Source organism: Brachybacterium sp. GU-2 (assembly GCF_030866705.2).
Lineage (GTDB): Bacteria > Actinomycetota > Actinomycetes > Actinomycetales > Dermabacteraceae > Brachybacterium > Brachybacterium conglomeratum.
On the sequence record NZ_CP133037.2, the window covers coordinates 20,745 to 38,599 of the forward strand.

Annotated in this window: 16 protein-coding genes and 3 pseudogenes; 10 read left to right on the forward strand and 9 right to left on the reverse strand. The window is 69.3% G+C overall.

Annotated elements, in window-relative coordinates:
* Positions 1–14 precede the first annotated feature (14 nt).
* A pseudogene (locus RBL05_RS00095) lies at positions 15–578 on the forward strand (recombinase family protein); the annotation flags it as partial.
* Positions 579–821: 243 nt separating this feature from the next.
* Here RBL05_RS00095 and RBL05_RS00100 read toward each other — a convergent pair.
* The 7 genes and pseudogenes from RBL05_RS00100 to RBL05_RS00130 all read right to left on the reverse strand — a co-directional run bounded on the left by RBL05_RS00100 (position 822) and on the right by RBL05_RS00130 (position 5,923).
* Positions 822–1,739 (reverse strand): hypothetical protein, encoded by a 918-nt coding sequence (locus tag RBL05_RS00100; RefSeq protein WP_308741065.1) that lies wholly within the window; start codon positions 1,737–1,739, stop codon positions 822–824.
* Between the two features lie 158 nt (positions 1,740–1,897).
* Complete coding sequence (locus RBL05_RS00105) at positions 1,898–2,200, reverse strand: hypothetical protein (protein ID WP_318603931.1); 303 nt, start codon at positions 2,198–2,200, stop codon at positions 1,898–1,900.
* A 52-nt stretch (positions 2,201–2,252) separates the two neighbouring features.
* Positions 2,253–2,735: a type IIL restriction-modification enzyme MmeI gene (locus RBL05_RS00110; protein ID WP_308741063.1), complete on the reverse strand. Its 483-nt coding sequence runs from the start codon at positions 2,733–2,735 to the stop codon at positions 2,253–2,255.
* 125 nt (positions 2,736–2,860) lie between these two features.
* Positions 2,861–3,073, reverse strand: a pseudogene (locus RBL05_RS00115) (type IIL restriction-modification enzyme MmeI); the annotation flags it as partial.
* A 145-nt stretch (positions 3,074–3,218) separates the two neighbouring features.
* Positions 3,219–4,828 (reverse strand): annotated as a pseudogene (locus RBL05_RS00120) (DNA methyltransferase); the annotation flags it as partial.
* Between the two features lie 247 nt (positions 4,829–5,075).
* Complete coding sequence (locus RBL05_RS00125; protein ID WP_308741062.1) at positions 5,076–5,213, reverse strand: hypothetical protein; 138 nt, start codon at positions 5,211–5,213, stop codon at positions 5,076–5,078.
* A gap of 482 nt (positions 5,214–5,695) precedes the next feature.
* Positions 5,696–5,923, reverse strand: a complete 228-nt coding sequence (locus tag RBL05_RS00130) for a DUF2188 domain-containing protein (protein ID WP_308741061.1) — start codon at positions 5,921–5,923, stop codon at positions 5,696–5,698.
* Between the two features lie 149 nt (positions 5,924–6,072).
* Here RBL05_RS00130 and RBL05_RS00135 point away from each other — a divergent pair, with 149 nt between their 5' ends.
* Both RBL05_RS00135 and RBL05_RS00140 read left to right on the forward strand, forming a co-directional pair.
* A complete protein-coding gene (locus RBL05_RS00135; protein ID WP_308741060.1) occupies positions 6,073–6,444 on the forward strand; it encodes a hypothetical protein in 372 nt (123 codons plus the stop codon).
* 229 nt (positions 6,445–6,673) lie between these two features.
* Entirely contained in the window at positions 6,674–7,171 is a 498-nt protein-coding gene (locus tag RBL05_RS00140) for a transposase (RefSeq protein ID WP_308741059.1), read from the forward strand.
* Between the two features lie 23 nt (positions 7,172–7,194).
* Here RBL05_RS00140 and RBL05_RS00145 read toward each other — a convergent pair whose 3' ends face one another.
* A complete protein-coding gene (locus RBL05_RS00145) occupies positions 7,195–9,414 on the reverse strand; it encodes a RecQ family ATP-dependent DNA helicase (protein WP_308741058.1) in 2,220 nt (739 codons plus the stop codon).
* Positions 9,415–9,579: 165 nt separating this feature from the next.
* On the opposite strand from RBL05_RS00145, the gene RBL05_RS00150 reads away from it, so the two are divergent.
* Both RBL05_RS00150 and RBL05_RS00155 read left to right on the forward strand, forming a co-directional pair.
* On the forward strand, positions 9,580–10,152 hold the full coding sequence (locus RBL05_RS00150; RefSeq protein ID WP_308741057.1) for a hypothetical protein: 573 nt from the start codon (positions 9,580–9,582) through the stop codon (positions 10,150–10,152).
* Complete coding sequence (locus RBL05_RS00155) at positions 10,149–11,048, forward strand: hypothetical protein (protein ID WP_308741056.1); 900 nt, start codon at positions 10,149–10,151, stop codon at positions 11,046–11,048. The genes RBL05_RS00150 and RBL05_RS00155 overlap by 4 nt, the downstream gene beginning before the upstream one ends.
* 6 nt (positions 11,049–11,054) lie before the next feature.
* Here RBL05_RS00155 and RBL05_RS00160 read toward each other — a convergent pair whose 3' ends face one another.
* Complete coding sequence (locus RBL05_RS00160) at positions 11,055–11,303, reverse strand: hypothetical protein (protein ID WP_308741055.1); 249 nt, start codon at positions 11,301–11,303, stop codon at positions 11,055–11,057.
* Positions 11,304–11,392: 89 nt separating this feature from the next.
* On the opposite strand from RBL05_RS00160, the gene RBL05_RS00165 reads away from it, so the two are divergent.
* The 5 genes from RBL05_RS00165 to RBL05_RS00185 all read left to right on the forward strand — a co-directional run bounded on the left by RBL05_RS00165 (position 11,393) and on the right by RBL05_RS00185 (position 17,722).
* Positions 11,393–12,202, forward strand: a complete 810-nt coding sequence (locus RBL05_RS00165) for a GNAT family N-acetyltransferase (RefSeq protein ID WP_308741054.1) — start codon at positions 11,393–11,395, stop codon at positions 12,200–12,202.
* A gap of 89 nt (positions 12,203–12,291) precedes the next feature.
* Positions 12,292–12,588: an Asp-tRNA(Asn)/Glu-tRNA(Gln) amidotransferase subunit GatC gene (gene gatC, locus RBL05_RS00170; protein WP_053916864.1), complete on the forward strand. Its 297-nt coding sequence runs from the start codon at positions 12,292–12,294 to the stop codon at positions 12,586–12,588.
* A gap of 17 nt (positions 12,589–12,605) precedes the next feature.
* Positions 12,606–14,120 (forward strand): Asp-tRNA(Asn)/Glu-tRNA(Gln) amidotransferase subunit GatA, encoded by a 1,515-nt coding sequence (gene gatA / locus RBL05_RS00175; RefSeq protein ID WP_308741053.1) that lies wholly within the window; start codon positions 12,606–12,608, stop codon positions 14,118–14,120.
* Positions 14,117–15,628, forward strand: a complete 1,512-nt coding sequence (gatB, locus tag RBL05_RS00180) for an Asp-tRNA(Asn)/Glu-tRNA(Gln) amidotransferase subunit GatB (protein WP_308741052.1) — start codon at positions 14,117–14,119, stop codon at positions 15,626–15,628. The genes gatA and gatB overlap by 4 nt, the downstream gene beginning before the upstream one ends.
* Before the next feature lie 399 nt (positions 15,629–16,027).
* A complete protein-coding gene (locus RBL05_RS00185) occupies positions 16,028–17,722 on the forward strand; it encodes an alanine/glycine:cation symporter family protein (RefSeq protein ID WP_308741051.1) in 1,695 nt (564 codons plus the stop codon).
* The last annotated feature ends 133 nt before the right edge of the window (positions 17,723–17,855 follow it).

Here is a 17,855-nt window from a genome sequence, read left to right on the forward strand (position 1 = left end):
CACATCGGGCCCCGGGACAGCGCGTTGCGTACCTCCGGGTCTCATCGGCCGGCCAGAACCTCGCGCGGCAGCTCGAGGCGGTTGGGGAGTGCCATCAGATCTTCACCGAAAAGCAGTCGGGCAAGAGCGCGACGGACCGCCCGCAGCTGCAGGCGCTCATCCGGCACGTCCGCCGCGGTGACCATATCGTCGTCGCGTCCATGGACCGCCTGGCCCGGTCGGTCATCGACCTCAATGACATCGTCCAGCAGATCACCGGTGATCCCGCCAAGCACACCGAGCAGCACCCCCGGAAGGGCGCGAGCATCGAGTTCCTCAAGGAGCGACTCACCTTCGAGCCCGGTCATGCGGATCCGATGGCCGCGTTCCAGCTGAACATGATGGGCGCCTTCGCGCAGTTCGAGCGCGAGCTCATCCGCCAGCGCCAGGCTGAGGGCATCGCCGCCGCGAAGAAGCGCGGCGCCTACAAGGGCCGGCCCCGCAGCCTTGAGAGCGACCAGATCCGTTCCGTCCGTAACGCCGCCCTCGCCGGCACACCCAAAGCTCAAATCGCCCGTGAGCATGGGATCACCCGATAAACGCTGTACCGCTACCTCGAGCACCTTGTACTTCCGCTATAGAGCACGGGCCTAGCCGCGCGCCCTCGCGGATTTGGCAGGAAGCGCAACAAGAGTCCTGGGATTCCGACTGTCTCTGCACTCCAGGGACGCTTTCCCCTGTAGCTCAGCGACACGAGCCGGCGCCCATTAAGCGCAAGCTCAGAGGTTCGACCCCCTCCCAAGGGAGCTCGGCAGGTCTGGCCGTACTCGGGAGTCACCTCCTCAGCCGTGGAGCGTGTCCGCCTCGGCGATGGCTTCCGCGAGGACGACGGTTCGGCCCGCCATGACCGACAGGAACTCGTCGGCGCTGCGTACCCACAGGAGACCGTGGCGTGCGTAGTACCAGCCAACCTCACGCACTCCACCCACCGTGCCGACAACCCGCGGGTCGAGGGTGAGGAGGTACCAGAGCAGCTGGTAGGCGTACTCGCGGTTGATCATCGGCGCCCTGCCTCGCGGGGCGATCGCCTTGACCTCGAGGAGTGTCCCGTCGAGCAGGAGGTCAGCTCGGCCAGCGTAGGTGCTGACGCTCGAGTAGGCGTGGCCGACTTGGTGTGGGTCCGGCAGCCGGTCAGCAGCGAGGTGGAGCATCTTCGCGGTGGCCTCTACCTGTTCGTCGCTCGCTACGGCGAGCAACTCGTCCAGGTCGGCGCGAGGATTCTCCGCGAGAAGCCCGACAGGGAGCTTGCGGATGTTGACGGCGTTGTGGAGGCCGATCACCGCCGCGAGGCGCACGGCTTCCTCCGTGTCCAGCTGCTCCATCTGCGGGTGCTGCAGGAAGGGCAGGAGAGAGTCCACGCGCTGGCGGATCGTCTGCCAGACAGGGTCGGGCCCGGTCTGGCCGATGATGCGGCGTACGTCGTCGCGGCCGAAGCGGCTACCGTCTCGCTTCCAGTCGATGCCGGTGTATCGCAACTGCAGGAGCACGTGGATCGTGTCCCCTACCAGGGAGCTTCCCCGCGCCTCAGGCACGAGCAGCGGTGCGCCGCCGACGAGCCTGATCTCGTTGAAGGTGAGTGTCCCGTCGGGCGATGTCGACGTTGCCCCCGTGGGGATGCCTCGCAACGCCTGCCAGTTTGGGAACCGCTGCTCCATGTGCCGCCCGAAAAGGGTCGACGTCGGCCAGTTCGTGCGCGTCATGGCAGCAGTATGCGCGCCGCCCCAAGGGAGTCCCGGGGGACACCCTCACGATTCTGCTCCGAAAGTTGGAGGAAACAATGGGCATGGCAAGACGTCTCGGTCTGTTCCTGGGATAGTCGTCCTCCACCCCTCGGGGGACTCCCCCTACGGGATTTTTCTCACTCGCGACGCGCCCCGGTTCCAGGCGTGTCGAGTGCGAACCAGTGGGCGACGGCGATTGCGGTCTCAAGCTTCTCCTCCGCGTTCCCGCTGCAGGACGCGCCATCGCTGCCGTATGCCATGACCTGAAATCGGTTGGTCGGCGACGCCGCCCCCGCGTCGTGGATCTCAACGTCAACTTCCTGAACGCTTCCGTCCTCTGTGGTCCGGTCGAACCGATAGTGCCGGACTTGCGCACCTCCGTTCGTCTTCATGCCTTTACGGAGGGCAGCGAGAATCTGGTCGGTGTCTTCGATATCCATGGGATAAGCATGGTATACGGGTCTCAGTGCTGGAGGTGCGCGACGTCGGCGCTCACTTCGTCGTCATGTCGGCGTACCTCTCGAAGAGGATCCGCGCTCGTTCCTCGTTCGTCGTCACCTTCTTCTTGGCCCCGAAGGCTCGATCGACGAGACGGTCGAGCTTGTCGTGCGCCGCAACCAGGGGCGGGTCCATCACGAGCGGACTGTAGCGCTGGGCTAGGGAGCGTTCCGGGTGGAGCGCTCGAGCCTCGAGAATGGCCTGGCCCGCAGCGGCGATCGCTGTCCGGTCGGTTTCTGCGACCTCGGGGAGCGGGAGGGTGTACCAGGTGAGAGTGGATGCGAAGCGTAGGTCGGACTTGATGCGGCCGCCGATGGCCTTCTGCCAGGCGATGAACATGCTCGAGGACATGATCGCGAACTGGAACCCGTCTCGGTCCGCGATGGTGAAGTTGGCGTCGCCAGCGATGACGTCTGCGTCGAACAGGGCGACGGTGAAGTAGCGGCGGGCTTCGGAGACATGGCGGGGAACGCACACGAACGAGGTGTCCTGCTTGGCGAGCTGCCGGAACAGGTGGAGATGCGGGTACTCCCGCGTGGAGGCGCTGTCGACGCTACGCGGAACGAGCGGACGGCTTCGACGCGATCGCGGAGGATGCGGGAGCGGGTGAGGTCTGCAGGATCCATGCCATCAAGCCAGAGGCACCAGCGGTCCTCGTTGTGCAGGAGCTCGCGAGCTCCCACGTACTTGTGGACGTACTTCGCCGCGATGGGATCCGCCATCACCTCGGCGTACTGCTCGGGCTCGATGGTGAAGTTGCCACCGTCCGTCGGCTTTGAGCCATACGCAGTTCGGGTCAGGATAGGGCTGAGCATGTCGGAGCGCTTCTCGACCAGGATGTTCTTCGCGTCCTGGAGGCGAACTTGATGCGCCAGCCCTCGAAGATCCAGCCGTAGAGGCGGGGACCTGGTCTCCCTGCGTCACGGAGTTCGTGGTGACGAATGCCCACTCGCCTCGGTATCGGTAGTCGGTGAACAGATCAAGGGTCTTGGCGTGCCAACCGGTCACGTAGTCCATGCGGGAGAGGATGCGGTCTCCGCCCCAGGCGTGGCGGAGGTCGGCGAGCTGGTCGGCGCCGCGCGTGTCGTAACCGAGGAAGGGAGGGTTACCCATCACGTACAGCGACGAGGTGGCCGGGACGACATCGCGCCAATCGGCCTGCAGAGCATTGCCGACGGTGATGCGGGCGGAGTCCTGGAGGGGGAGCATGGGGACGGCGTAACCGAGGGTGAGGTTCACGGCCTAGTTGGCCTGGTGTTCGACGAGGAACATCGCAGTGCGGGCGATGGTGGCTGGCCACTCCTCGAGCTCGATCCCGTAGAACTGCGACAGCTTCACGTGCACCCGATCGCCGGCGTCCAGGGACAGCTGAGCCCGGGACGGGTCGAGCTGCTGGAGGCGCTCGTGGATGCGGAGCTCGAGGGCGCGCAACTCGCGATGATCAGGAAGTTCCCGCATCCGCAGGCTGGGTCGAGGAACGACAGCGACCCGAGATGCTCGAGCAGCTTCTCCAGCTCACGCTTCTTGGCGTGCGCCTTGGTGAACTGGTCCTCGAGCTCGTTGAGGAACAGGGGGCGGATGACCTTCAGGATGTTGGTCTCGGTCGTGTAGTGCTCGCCCAGCTCGCGGCGAGCCTTCTTGGACTTCACGGCCTGGAACATGGAGCCGAAGATCGCGGGGGAGAGGGAGGACCAGTTGAAGTACGCGGCCTGCAGCAGCAGCTCGCGGGAGGCCCGGTCGAAGTAGGGGATCTCGACGGCCTCGCCGAACACGGAACCGTTGACGTAGGGGAACGCCTGGATCAGGTCATCATCGCGCCCGTACCGCTTGTCCTCAGGCTTGTTGAGGGCCTCGAAGAGCGTGGTCAGCTGCGCGCCGAGGTCGGAGCCGTCTTCGCTGGTGCGCTCTTCGATGTACCGGGAGAACAGGTCGCGCTCCCAGAGGCCGGAGTCGTCGGCGTACAGGCAGAACAGGGTGCGGATCAGGAAGATCGAGGCCTGGTGCTCGTCGTACCCGGTGGCCTCGAGGTGCTCGTACAGCCGGGCCATTAGCTGCGCGGCCTTGATCGACGCGGTCTCCTGCTCGATGGAGCCGAACTTCGCGTGCCGGTAGCCGGCGAGGAACATCAGATCCTCGACGTGTGCGGGCAGTTCCTCGAGCGCGAACTCGAGCAGTTCGTTCTCGGGGGAGTCCGCGGCGGGGTCGAGCAGCCGAAAGCGCTTAAAGTCGCTGGTGATGACGAGGTCGGGCCGCTCGTGCTCGGTCAGGGACTCCATGTAGTCCAACGCCTGGGCTTCCGCCTTGGCGAGGTCGGCGCCGGTGGACTTCATCTCGATCAGGGCGGTGCCGGAGATCAGCTCGTCGATGTAGCCCTGACCACCAGTAGAAGCGCGCTGAGCACGCTTCTCATAGAGGGCCGCGCCGGAGCGAGTGATGCCGAAGACCCGCAGCAGATCCCGGACGAAGGACTGGGCTTCACCTCGCTCGTACCCCTCTGCGTCGCGCCACTGCGCAACGAACGCCCCTGCTCGAGAGCGGATGTCGGGTAGCACGAGAGGCTTCTGACTCATGGACACATGATCCCAGGTCGCATGACCTGCTAGGGGCAGATCGAAAGGTCGGGGCTGGTCACAGATGCCTCACCAGTCGTCGCTTGCGTGAGCGCACCCGATCCTGAGATCCGTGTTTCGTGTCTTCGCGTTTGCGGCGCCGGGGTGCTACGTTGAACAGACTTCGTGTGGCACACAAAGTGCTACTCGGGCTGAGAGCTCGCCCCCGCGGCCACGGAGACGAGCCCTCAGCAGCTGAGTCAGAGTCTCAGGCGATGCCCACTACAGCAAGCCCTGCGAACACTGATGCTTTCACGATCGCCACGACGAATCGATGGTCCACCTGGATCTCGATCGCCGTGGCGATCGTCGTTTCGTTCATGAGCGATTCCGCACGGAATCTCATGGATGCTTCCTCCTTCCGCGCTCAGTGCGGATGCCGGTCACGCTCCCTTCTGGTCTCGTAGATCGGCCGCGACGGCGGTTGCCGCAGCGGCTCGAAGTAAAGACTACATGTGGCGATGACCTGGCGCGACGACCACAAGATGTACTGAACTACAACGGTGTCATCCACAGCCCGTTGTTGATGCGCTGTGGACAGGCTGCGACGGTTGGGGACGGACGCACAGGATCCTCGACGAATCGCCTAGTGGAACGTACGTTCGACTGTGGATAACCGCTCCGACAGCGAGTAAAAATGTGGGCAACACGCGCGGACGAAGGGCTTTTTTCGGCCTGCGCAGGGCTTTTCCGGCAGGATCCTCGGCGTGTCAGATGCCAGCCCCGGCGTGTCGCGCGCCCTTCTGGTCCCCGTAGCGCAGATACCGTAGGGTCTGCGAGTGCCTGTGAGCGTCTCGCAGGCCCTTCAGTTCGCGGTGCCTGGTGCCCTTAGCCCTTCGGGGGGTGGGGATCGTTGCCGTAAGAGTTTCGCTCCCCGATTGTGCCGTCCCTCTTGTGAATCAGGTGTTCGACACCGTCCTTCTTCGCTGCTTCGCGACCGGCCGCCTGTGCCTCAGCCTTCGTGTCGTGCACGCTCGAGGCTCGCTTCGAGCCTTCCCGCCGGTTGGCCCAGCCGTCTCCGGTCGGCACGGTGTGCATGTTCTTCTTGTCGGCCATAACGGATCCCCTTCCAGCCCTCGGCGAGGGCTTCTCACGCCGTCACTATCTCATCGCGATGGAACACTCGGGCTCGACTCGCAGTGCCGGCATCTTCGGCGTGTACCGGGTGTCCTTTCGGAGGCGGCCTCGGCGGGTACCCATACTTCTTGCAGGAGTTCGGCCAGGCGGCTTGGAACCTGGCGCCGGAGAAGCGCATCACGGAAGCTGACGCTTGCAGCGCCATCCAATACGGAACCGAGACGCTCGACGCCGGGTTGTTCCGCTCTCGTTGGGAGCGCGCCACTCGGTCGGAGCGGCGAATGCTCTACGCCATGGCTTCGGACGCCGATGCGCCTTCGGCAACCGCCTCAATAGCCCAGCGCATGAGTCTTCAGCCCAGCAGCCTCGGGCTCTACAGGGCAGCGCTGATCAGTAAGAGGCTGGTCTATGCCCCGGAACATGGGCAGATCGCCTACACCGTCCCGGGGATGGCCGGACACGTCAATCGACACCACGATCAGCTCGACAGCGAGGCTTGATTCCGCTCGCGCCTCCCAGGGCACCGCCGCGCAATCAGGTCCTCGACCTCTCACTTACCGTCTCCGGCCGCGCCGGACCATGGGGGGCGCTCCGCTCCCGTGCATGCTAAGTGCGCATAATGGAAGTTATGCGACTCACGCAGTGCTCGCGCTATCGCTTGGGACTGCCGCACGGATAGGTGACATCTGATCTGGCTTGCCCGCAGGGCGGCATGGATGGATGTGCACCATGCCCGCCCCCTACTCTCAGGAGTTCCGCGACGATGTCGTGCGTGTGGCCCGGTCCCGTGAGGACGGTGTCACTCTCGCGCAGATCGCGAAGGACTTTGGCGTCGATGAGATGACGCTCCATAATTGGCTCCCCCAGTCCGACGTCGAGGCGGGAGTCCGCGCCGGCACGACCCGCGAGGACGCCGCCGAAACACGAGAGCTCAAGCGCCGTGTTAGCCCGCTCAAGCAACCAGGTGCGGCGACGCAGGTCCCGCAGTTCGGAAGGTTCCTAGCAGGTCTTGCCGGGACGGGCACCGTCTTCGACATCGGCTTGACGTATCCAGTTCGTCAGGCAGGAGTCAGAGATGCCGAAGTCCTTCGCGATCACCGTGAGCTTCTTGCGGGATTCGCGGTTTCTCGCGACTCGTACGACGTCGTCACGGAGCTCCTGTGGATACGGAGCGGTCATGGTCCACATCCTTCCCTGCAACGCTCTTCAGCGCCACAGACCATGTGACACCTACCCGCGCATCAGTCCCCTCACGCCTGCTGCGCGAGCGCCAGCGGCAGCACCGGCCCGGAACCCGCGCGGCGCAGCAGTCGGGCGGCGACCGCCATCGTCCAGCGGGTGTCGATCACATCGTCGACCAGCAGGATCGGCGCACCGTCGAGGGCGTCGAGCCGGGCCTGCAGCTCGGCGCCCACCGCGAAGCGCTCCCAGAGGTCCGCGACGCGGAAGGCGCTGTTCCCGCCGCCGCGCAGCGGCCCCGCACCCGGGGCGAGGTCGAGAGCGCCGAGGTCCTCGAGCCGCCCGATCGAGGCGATGCCCGCGGCGAGGGAGCCCACCAGCTGCGGGCGCGTGGTCGAGGGGACCGCGACCACCGCGGCGGGGCGCTGGTCCCAGTCCCAGTCCTTCAGCACCTCGACGATCCGTCCACCGATCCGCTCGGGCACGACCGCGTCGACGGGCCGGCCGTCCTCGTCGGTGCGCAGCAGCTCCCGCAGCGGCACCGCCCAGCCCAGGTCCGACATACGCGCGATGACCCGGCCCTCCGCGGCGCGCTCGCCCTCGGGGATCCGGCCCTTCGGTGCGCCCGCGCCGAGCAGCCGGTCGAGCCCCGAGGGCCAGCTCGCCCGCGGCTCGACCGGCACGCCGACCCGCTCCAGCAGCGCCGCGACCCGCTCGTCGGCTCCGTCCTCGGCGCCGCCCTCGCCCGCGCTGGTGGCCGGCGCGTCCGGCGCCGGGTACCAGGGCCCCGCGCACACGTCGCAGCGCCCACAGGGCACGGCGGTCGTGTCGTCGAGCTGACGAGCAAGGAACACCATCCGGCACTGCTCGGGACCTCCGGCGAGCGCCTCGTACTCGAGCATCGCCTGCTGCTCCTCGCGGCGCGCGCGGGCGACGGTCTCGTAGCGCTCGGCGTCGTAGTGCCAGGGCGCGCCGGTGGAGACCCAACCGCCCTTGACGTTCTGGACCGCGCCGTCCACGGCGAGCACCTTCAGCAGCAGCTCGAGGGCGCTGCGGCGCACGTCCACCCGCGCCTCGAGCGCCGGGGTGGACAGCGGCGCCCCCGATTCCGCGAGCGCGGCGAGGACCTGCGAGGCGGACTCCTGGGTGGGCATCGACGCAGTCGCGAAGTACTCCCAGATCGCCCGGTCCTCCTTCCCCGGCAGCAGCAGCACGTCCGCCCGGTCGGTCGCACGGCCCGCACGGCCCACCTGCTGGTAATAGGCGACGGGGGAGGAGGGCGCCCCGAGGTGGATCACGAAGCCGAGGTCCGGCTTGTCGAAGCCCATCCCCAGCGCGCTGGTCGCCGCGAGGGCCTTGACCTCGTTGTCCTTCAGCGCCTGCTCGAGCTCGTCCCGCTCCTCCGGATCGGTGCGCCCGGTGTAGGCGCGCACCCGCCGCCCGGGCCGGTCCAGCAGGGAGGCGAGATCCTCCGCGGCGGAGACGGTCAGGGCGTAGATGATCCCCGAGCCCTCGAAGGCGTCCAGGTGCCGCACCAGGTAGTCCAGGCGCTGCCGGTCGTCGGCGAGGCTCATCGAGCCCAGCCGCAGCGACTCCCTGGTGAGCGAGCCGCGCAGGGTCAGCACCTCCCCGTCGGCCCCGCCGGTGCCGAGCTGCTCGGCGACGTCGGCGACCACGCGCGAGTTCGCGGTCGCGGTGGTCGCGAGGACCGGCACCTCGGAGCCGAGCTCGGCCACGAGGTCCCGCAGCCGGCGGTAGTCGGGCCGGAAGTCGTGGCCCCAGTCGGAGATGCAGTGGGCCTCGTCGATCACCAGCAGCCCGCAGCGGTCCACCAGGCGCGGCAGCTGCTCCTCGCGGAAGCGGGGATTCACCAGGCGCTCGGGGGAGACCAGTAGCACGTCGATGTCGTCGGCCGCGAGACCCTCCTCGATGGCCCGCCACTCTGTGGGATTCGCGGAGCTGATCGCCTCGGCCCGCACCCCGGCCCGCCTCGCGGCCGCGACCTGGTCGCGCATCAGCGCGATCAGCGGGGAGATGATCAGCGCCGGCCCCGCCCCGCGCCGCCGCTGCAGCAGCGCGGAGAGGAAGTACACCGCCGACTTCCCCCAGCCGGTGCGCTGGACGACCAGCACCCGTCGCCGCTCGGCGACCAGCGCCTGGATCGCCTCGAACTGGCCGGGGTGGAAGCGGGCGTCCTCCCGCCCGGTCAGGGCGCGCAGCGACTCGAGGGCCTCCTCGTGCAGCGCGGCGCTGTCGGTCGGGACGGCGGGGGAGTGCGGCGTCGTGCTCATGGACCCAGTGTGGCAAGCCGGGCCGACGCCCGACGACCCAGCGGCGCGGTCGTGGACACCCGCACGCTGGGGAGGAACGGTGCTGGGCGGGCGTCTGAGACAGCTCTCATGCACCTCTCATCCCCTGCGCTTCCCGTCTCATCCGGCGCCTCTAGTGTTCCGGGCATGACCTCCTCAGCGCTGCACCGTCGCTCCGCCGGAGCCTCCGTCCCCGACACCCCCACCACCCGACTCCTCGCCGGCCTCCTCGCGGGAGCCCTGCTCACCGCCGTGGCCCTGCCCGCCCGTCACTTCGCCGCGGCGGGGGAGGTGCGGGACTCCTTCCCCTTCTCCCACTACCCGATGTTCTCCGCCCGGCGCTCCGCCCATTACCGGGTCGCGCACCTGCTCGGCATCGACGCCGACGGCACCTCCCGGCCCCTGCACTACAGCTATCTCGGCACCGGCGGGCTGAACGCCGTGCGCCGCCAGGTCCGCAGGCGGGTGCGCGACGGCGACGGACAGGTGCTCGCCGAGCACGCCGCCACGCTGCTCGCCGCCCGCGACCGCGCCGAGGACCGCGGGATCCTCGAGGTCCGCATGGTCCGCGGCCGCTACCACCTCGAGTCCTACCTGCGCGGCAGCGACCGCGAGGACTTCACCCAGAAGATCGAGCTGGTCGGGGCGGCGCCCGTTCCGGGCCGTCGCAGCCGTGCCGCCGCCGTGGTGGAGACCGGACGTACGGAGGCTGGACGATGAGCCCAATGCTGCGCCGTCTAGCGGACACCGCCCGGCGTCACCTCGCCCCCGCCGCGCCCCCGACCGCCCCCGCCCTGCTGCGCCTCGCCGTCGGCGGCTACCACCTGTGGCATGTGGGAAGCCGGCGCTCGCTGTATCGAGGCGTGCACCGCACCGCGAGCGAGAGCTTCGATCCTGTGGGCGTCGCGCGGGTGCTGAACAAGCCGCTCCCGCCCCGGGTCGCCGACGCGCTGCTGGATGCTTCCCTGGTCACCGGCGCGCTGTTCACCGCCGGGATCGGGCACCGGGTCACCGGCCCGCTGCACTCGGCCATGCAGACCTGGAACTTCAGCTACCGCAACTCGTGGTCGATGGTCTTCCACCACGAGAACAACCTGGTGCTGCAGACGATGGTGCTCGGCGCCGCCCCCGCGGCCGACGCACTCAGCGTGGATGCGGTGGTGCGCGACGGGACGCTGCTGCCCGAGCGGCGCTCGTGGATGTACGGCGCGACGCCCGCCGTGATGAACGGCGCCGTCACCCTGACCTACCTGTTGGCAGGTCTCGCGAAGCTCACCGGCCCCGACGGGATGCGCTGGGCGAGCGGCGCGTCGATGCGCAGCCACGTCGCGGTGGACTCGCTGCGCAAGGAGATGCTCGGCGAGGGCTCGAACCCGCTGCTGCGCGTCCTCGGCCCGCACACCGGGCTGTTCGCGGTGATGGCGGCGGGATCGCTCGTGCTCGAGCTCGGCGCGCCGCTGGCCCTCGCCGACCGCCATCTCGGGTGGCTGTTCGCCGCCGGCGCCTTCTCGATGCACTGGGGGATCAAGGTGATCATGCGGATCACCTTCCCGTACAACCTCTCGGGCGTGCTCTACCTGCCGCTGTTGCTTATGCCGCCGCCGGAGCGGCGCTGAGCGAGCTCAGGACTCGGAGTTCTCGGGGTCCCCGGCGGACTCCGAGGACTCGGCCGACGGCGCGCCCTCGTGCTCCAGCCGACGCAGACGCTCCGAGGTGGACTCGGAGTCGCTCAGCGGGTCCTCCTTCGTCGCCAGCGCCCGACGCATCCGCTCTTCGAGCTCCTGCGCCTCACGGATCCGCGGATCCTCGGAGGCCTGCTCGCCGTCCTCAGGATCGTGCGAGGTGTAATCGATGTTCGGATCGACGGACATGGCGGGTCCCTTCGGTGCGATGCGGCGGAGACCGAAGTCTAACCCTCCGCGGGCCGCCGCGGATCGGCCCCCGCCGTACACTCGCCGCCATGCCGAAGCGGTCCCGCCCCACCTCGTCCCCAGCCCTCGCCGGCACCGCCCTCCTCGAGGCGCTGCTCGGCGGCTGGCGAGCCCTGACACGCCTCGAGGTGGACGGCTTCGCGGTGCAGCGGTCCCGCGGCGTGACCCGCCGCGCCAACAGCGTCGTGCCGATCGACCCGCCGACGGACCCCGACTCCCTCGACGCCGCGCTGACGAGGATCGAGGGACTGCTCGCCGCCGCGGGGGAGAGCCCCACGTTTCGTCTCTTCTCCGCCGACGGCCTCGACCACGAACCCGTCCGCGCGGCTCTTGAGCAGCGCGGCCATGCAGCCGGACCACGGGTCCACATCCTGCTCCGCCCGCTCGTCGACCTCCGCGCCGCCCCCGACCCGCGCGCCGCGATCACCGTCGGCTCACCGCCCGAGGACTGGCTCGAAGCCTCCTGGCGGCTCGCCCCGCGCTCCGAGGACGGTGCCCGCGAGACGCTGCGCGAGATCATGGCCGGCACCCCCGCCATCTACCTCGCCCTCACCGACCCTGCCTCGGAATCCCGCGAGACCGTCGCCGTCGGCCGCGCCGCGCTCGTCCCGCATCGTCGCCGCACGATCGCCGTGCTCGACCAGATCGCCGTCGACCCAGGCCGCCGACGGGAGGGGCTCGGGCGGGCCGTCGTGCGCTCCCTGCTCTCCCCCGCCGCCATCCAGGGCGCGGACCTCGCCCTGCTCGAGGTCGAGACCGGCAGCACCGCCGCCCGTGCCCTGTACCGCGGCGAAGGCTTCACGCCCTCCGGCGAATACCGCTACCTCACCCGGCCCTGAGCCGGCCCGCCGCCGCGCCTCACCCGTGCGTGAACGGCACCCCTGCGCGACCGTCGAACCGGAGCGCGCGCCCGTCCTAGACTGTCCCCATGCCTTCGATCGGACGAGATGACGTCGCACGCCTCGCCGACCTCGCACGGATCCAGCTCACCGAGGAGGAGATCACCCGCTTCGCCGGTGAGTTCGACTCCATCATGGACGCTGTCGCCTCCGTCTCCGAGGTCGCCTCCGAGGACGTCCCTGCGACTTCCCACCCCATTGCCATGACGAACGTCTTCCGCGAGGACGTCGTGACCGAGACCCTCACGCAGGAGGAGGCGCTGGCCGGCGCCCCCGATGCGCAGGACGGCCGCTTCGCCGTCCCGCAGATCCTGGGCGAAGAATGACGAGTGTGAGGAGACCGATGCTTTCCCCCGACATGATCCGCCGCAGCGCCGCCGCCCAGGCCGCCGCGCTGCAGGCCGGCGAGACCTCCTCCGAGGAGCTCACCCGCGCCCACCTCGACCGCATCGCGGCCGTCGACGGCGACCTGAACGCCTTCCTCCACGTCAACGAGGAGGAGGCTCTCGCCACCGCCCGCGACGTCGACTCCCGCCGCGAGGCCGGCGAGGAGCTGCACCCCCTCGCGGGCGTGCCGATCGCCGTCAAGGACGTCCTGGTCACCAAGGGCCAGCCCACCACCGCCGGCTCCAAGATCCTCGAGGGCTGGGTCCCGCCCTACGACGCGACCCTCGTCGAGAAGCTCCGCGCCGCGGGCCTGCCGATCCTCGGCAAGACCAACATGGACGAGTTCGCGATGGGCTCCTCCACCGAGACCAGCGCCTACGGCCCCACCCGCAACCCCTGGGACCCGGACCGGATCCCCGGCGGCTCGGGCGGCGGCTCCGCCGCGGCCGTCGGCGCCTTCGAGGCCCCTCTCGCGATCGGCACCGACACCGGCGGCTCGATCCGCCAGCCCGGCGCCGTCACCGGCACCGTGGGCGTCAAGCCCACCTACGGCTCCGTCTCCCGCTACGGTCTGATCGCCATGGCCAGCTCCCTGGACCAGGCCGGGCCCGTCACCCGCACCGTCGAGGACTCGGCGCTGCTGCACGAGCTGATCGCCGGGCACGACCTGCGCGACTCGACCTCGCTGCCCGGTCCCGTCGGCGCCTTCGCCGAGGCGTCGCGCCGCCGCGACGTCAAGGGCCTGCGCATCGGCGTGATCGAGGAGCTCGAGGGGGAGGGATTCGCCCCCGAGGTCCGGGCCCGCTTCACCGAGTCCCTCGACCAGCTCGAGCGCGCCGGCGCCGAGATCGTCCGGGTCTCCTGCCCGAACTTCGAGTACGCGCTCGGCGCCTACTACCTGATCATGCCCTCGGAGGCCTCCTCGAACCTCGCCAAGTTCGACGGCATGCGCTTCGGCCTGCGGGTGATCCCCGAGGACCACCCCACTGCGGAGAACGTCATGAAGGCGACCCGCGGCGCCGGCTTCGGCGACGAGGTCAAGCGCCGCATCCTGCTGGGCACCTACGCCCTCTCGGCCGGCTACTACGACGCCTACTACGGCAGCGCCCAGAAGGTCCGTACCCTCGTCCAGCGCGACTTCGCCGCCGCCTTCTCGACGGTCGACGTGCTCGCCTCGCCGACCGCGCCCACCGTCGCCTTCCGCCTCGGCGAGAAGATCGACGACCCCACCGCGATGTACATGAACGACATCGCCACCATCCCCGCCAACCTCGCCGGCACCCCGGGCATCTCCCTGCCCTCGGGTCTCGCCGAGGACGGCCTGCCCGCCGGCATCCAGTTCCTCGCCCCGGCCCGCGCCGACGAGCGCCTGTACCAGGTGGGCGGCGCCCTCGAGGCGCTGCTCGAGGACTCCTGGGGCGGACCGCTGCTGGCCAAGGCTCCCGAGCTCGCAGGAGGCGCAGCCCGATGACCACCACCGACATCACCCCCGTCGACTTCGACGAGGCGATCGACCGCTACGACCCGGTCCTCGGCATCGAGGTCCACGTCGAGCTGGGCACCGCGACCAAGATGTTCGACGGGGCGCCGAACATCTTCGCGGCCGAGCCGAACACCGCGATCACCCCCACCTCGCTGGGCCTGCCCGGCTCGCTGCCGGTCGTGAACGCGAAGGCCGTCGAGTACGCGATCCGGATCGGCCTGGCGCTGAACTGCTCCATCGCCGAGACCTGCCGCTTCGCGCGCAAGCAGTACTTCTACCCGGACCTCACCAAGAACTTCCAGACCTCGCAGTACGACGAGCCCATCGCCTTCGACGGCTGGGTCGACGTCGAGCTCGAGGACGGGGAGATCGTGCGCGTGGAGATCGAGCGCGCCCACATGGAGGAGGACGCGGGCAAGAACACCCACGTCGGCGGCGCGACCGGCCGCATCCACGGCGCGACCCACTCCCAGGTGGACTACAACCGCGCAGGCGTGCCGCTGGTCGAGATCGTTACCAAGCCGATCCCGGACACCAAGGGCCGCGCCCCCGAGGTCGCCGCCGCGTACGTCCGCACCCTGCGCGACATCTTCCGGGCCCTGGACGTCTCCGAGGCGCGGATGGAGCGCGGCAACGTCCGCGCCGACGTCAACGTCTCGCTGCGCACGGACCCGAGCGCCCCGCTCGGCACCCGCACCGAGACCAAGAACGTCAACTCCTTCCGCTCCATCGAGCGGACCGTGCGCTTCGAGATCTCCCGTCAGGCCGGGCTGCTCGACGCCGGCGAGTCGATCGTCCAGGAGACCCGCCACTTCCACGAGGACACCGGTGGCACCTCCTCGGGCCGCCCGAAGTCCGACGCGGAGGACTACCGCTACTTCCCCGAGCCGGACCTGGTCCCCGTCGCCCCGAGCCGCGAGTGGGTCGAGGAGATCCGCGCCGCGCTGCCCGAGCTGCCCGCCGCCCGCCGGCGCCGCCTGCTGGGGGAGTGGGGCTTCACCGACCTCGAGATGCGCGACGTCATCAACGCAGGCGCCCTGGACCTCATCGAGCAGACCGTCACCGCCGGCGCCTCCGCCCAGTCCGCCCGCAAGTGGTGGATGGGCGAGCTCGCTCGTGTGGCGAAGGACCGCGACGTCGAGATCGAGGCGCTCTCGATCACCCCCGCGCAGGTCGCCGAGCTGCAGGGCCTGGTCGACGGGAAGAAGATCAACGACAAGATCGCCAAGCAGGTGCTGGTGAAGGTGCTCGACGGCAACGGCGACCCCGCCGCGATCGTCGAGGCCGAGGGCCTGGCCGTCGTCTCCGACGACTCCGTGCTCACCACCGCCGTGGACCAGGCCATCGCCGACAACCCCGACGTGGTCGCGAAGATCCAGGGCGGCAAGGTCCAGGCGATCGGCGCCCTGATCGGCCCGATCATGAAGGCCACCCGCGGCCAGGCCGACGCCGGCCGCGTCCGCGAGATCATCATGGAGAAGCTCGGCGTCAGCTGAGCCCTCGCCGCACAGCGCACGAAGGACGGGCCGCCCCGCACAGGGGTGGCCCGTCCTCTCTGCGCATGGCCCGAGGGCGTCCGCGCGGACGCGGACCGCCGGTGCGCTGCGGACCTTCGCACCGCCGCGCTGATGTGAGTGTCTCCACGGGGTGGGTCAAGAAAGGGTAAAGAATCTGCGGGCCGGATTGTCGGACAAGCACGCCGAGGTGACGGGCGAAAGCCCATGTCATGCGCAGGTTCCGCTCAGTCGGAGGTGCGCGGCGTGCGGCGGAGCACGCAGATTACTCCTCGGTACAGTCATTCGTCGTCCGCTGCGGCGCCTCCCTCTCCGGTGACCGGCGCCCCGCGGGCCCCGAGTACCCGACCCGGCGGATCCCCGCCGAAGGAGAGCCCCCAGATGCCTGGAATAGACGCGGCCATCGAGACGATCTTCGGCCCCATCGCCGCCTTCCTCAGCGCCGTCGTGTTCTACGAGGCGCCGATATTCGGCGGCGTGCCGATCATCGTCGTGTGGCTCATGGCCGCTGCGATCTTCCTGACCGTCTGGCTGCGCTTCCAGCCGATCACCGGGCTCAAGCACTCGATCCAGGTGATCCGCGGCCGGTACACCGCCAAGACCGATCCCGGTGAGGTCTCCAGCTTCCAGGCGCTCGCCACCGAGCTCTCCGGCACCGTCGGGCTCGGCAACATCGCCGGCGTCGCCGTCGCGATCGCGGCCGGCGGCCCCGGCGCAGCGCTCTGGATCGCGATCTTCGGGTTCTTCGCCATGAGCGTGAAGATGGCCGAGGCGACCCTCGGCGTCATGTACCGCAAGGTCAACGCCGACGGCACCACCGAGGGCGGCCCCATGTACTACCTGCGCGACGGCCTCGCGCAGATCGGCCGCAGGCGCCTGGGACGCGTGCTCGCTGTGCTGTACGCGATCTTCACCCTCGTCGGCGTGTTCGGCGCGGGCAACCTCTTCCAGTCCAACCAGGTCGCCGCGATCGTCGCCTCCTCCACCGGCAGCGAGTTCCTCTCGGGCAACCAATGGCTGATCGGCGCGGTCATGGCCGTGCTCACCGCGATCGTGATCCTCGGCGGCGTCACGAAGATCGCCCGGTGGACCTCCGCGATCACCCCCGCGATGGCCGTGCTCTACGTGCTCTGCGCTCTCGCCATCATCCTGGTGAACATCGAGGCGCTGCCCGCGGCGGTCGCCACGATCTTCACCAGCGCCTTCACGGCCGACGGCGTCACCGGCGGCATCATCGGCGTGGCCGTCATCGGCATCCAGCGCGCGCTGTTCTCCAACGCCGCGGGCGTCGGCTCCGCCGGCATGGCCCACAGTGCCTCGAAGACGAAGGAGCCCGCCACCGAGGGCTTCACCGCCCTGTGGGAGCCGCTCGTCGACTCCATCGGCGTGTGCATGCTGACCGCGATCGCCGTCGTCATCACCGGCGTCTACCAGGGCGGCGGCGAGGACGGCGTGGCGCTGACCGCGGCCGCCTTCGGCACCGTCGCGGGCTGGTTCCCCTATCTCCTCACCGTCGCCGTGGCCCTGTTCGGCTTCTCGACCGTCCTGGCCTACGCCTACTACGGCGAGCTCAGCGCGAAGTTCCTCTTCGGCAGCTCGGCCTTGGTGCAGAACGTCTTCCGCATCGTCTGGGTGCTCGCCGTGATCGTCGGCGCGGCGATCTCGCTGGACTCCGTGATCGCCTTCTCCGATTCGATGTTCTTCCTGATGTCGGTCCCGAACCTGCTGGGCATCTACTTCCTCGCCCGGGTGGTGCGCCTGGAGATCCTGCGCCACCGCTACCGCGTGAGCGTCGGCGCCCTCTCCGAGGTCGAGCCGGACCTCCAGGTGGGCATGGGCTCGCACGAGCCCACGGAGCAGCAGGTCGCCGCCGAGGAGCGCCGCACCCTGACCGAGGAGCTGCGCCTGGCGGACCTCCACCGCCAGCTCGCCGAGGATCCCGACTTCCCCGTCCGCGCCGACCACCACGACGAGGATCTCGCCTCGCCGATGGGGGAGACGGACTACGACGACTGGGCTCAGGATCCCGAGGGCGACGCCGACCCGCAGGCGAAGCGCAGCTCTGCCGGGGTCTGACCCCGCACCCGTCCTGCACGACAGGGGCCGTTCCGGGCACACCGGGACGGCCCCTCGTCATGAGCACGGGTGACGGACATCCGTCCATCGCAGGGCCCGCGCGGCAGCACCTTCGCGAGCCTATGTCCACGGC

Bases quoted from the DNA above. Each gene is read 5' to 3' on its own strand.
- RBL05_RS00100 (WP_308741065.1), bottom strand. From the start codon at position 1,739: ATGACGCGCACGAACTGGCCGACGTCGACCCTTTTCGGGCGGCACATG.
- RBL05_RS00105 (WP_318603931.1), bottom strand. From the start codon at position 2,200: ATGGATATCGAAGACACCGACCAGATTCTCGCTGCCCTCCGTAAAGGC.
- RBL05_RS00125 (WP_308741062.1), bottom strand. From the start codon at position 5,213: ATGAGATTCCGTGCGGAATCGCTCATGAACGAAACGACGATCGCCACG.
- RBL05_RS00130 (WP_308741061.1), bottom strand. From the start codon at position 5,923: ATGGCCGACAAGAAGAACATGCACACCGTGCCGACCGGAGACGGCTGG.
- RBL05_RS00140 (WP_308741059.1), top strand. From the start codon at position 6,674: ATGCCCGCCCCCTACTCTCAGGAGTTCCGCGACGATGTCGTGCGTGTG.
- RBL05_RS00145 (WP_308741058.1), bottom strand. From the start codon at position 9,414: ATGAGCACGACGCCGCACTCCCCCGCCGTCCCGACCGACAGCGCCGCG.
- RBL05_RS00150 (WP_308741057.1), top strand. From the start codon at position 9,580: ATGACCTCCTCAGCGCTGCACCGTCGCTCCGCCGGAGCCTCCGTCCCC.
- RBL05_RS00155 (WP_308741056.1), top strand. From the start codon at position 10,149: ATGAGCCCAATGCTGCGCCGTCTAGCGGACACCGCCCGGCGTCACCTC.
- RBL05_RS00160 (WP_308741055.1), bottom strand. From the start codon at position 11,303: ATGTCCGTCGATCCGAACATCGATTACACCTCGCACGATCCTGAGGAC.
- RBL05_RS00165 (WP_308741054.1), top strand. From the start codon at position 11,393: ATGCCGAAGCGGTCCCGCCCCACCTCGTCCCCAGCCCTCGCCGGCACC.
- gatC (WP_053916864.1), top strand. From the start codon at position 12,292: ATGCCTTCGATCGGACGAGATGACGTCGCACGCCTCGCCGACCTCGCA.
- gatA (WP_308741053.1), top strand. From the start codon at position 12,606: ATGCTTTCCCCCGACATGATCCGCCGCAGCGCCGCCGCCCAGGCCGCC.
- gatB (WP_308741052.1), top strand. From the start codon at position 14,117: ATGACCACCACCGACATCACCCCCGTCGACTTCGACGAGGCGATCGAC.
- RBL05_RS00185 (WP_308741051.1), top strand. From the start codon at position 16,028: ATGCCTGGAATAGACGCGGCCATCGAGACGATCTTCGGCCCCATCGCC.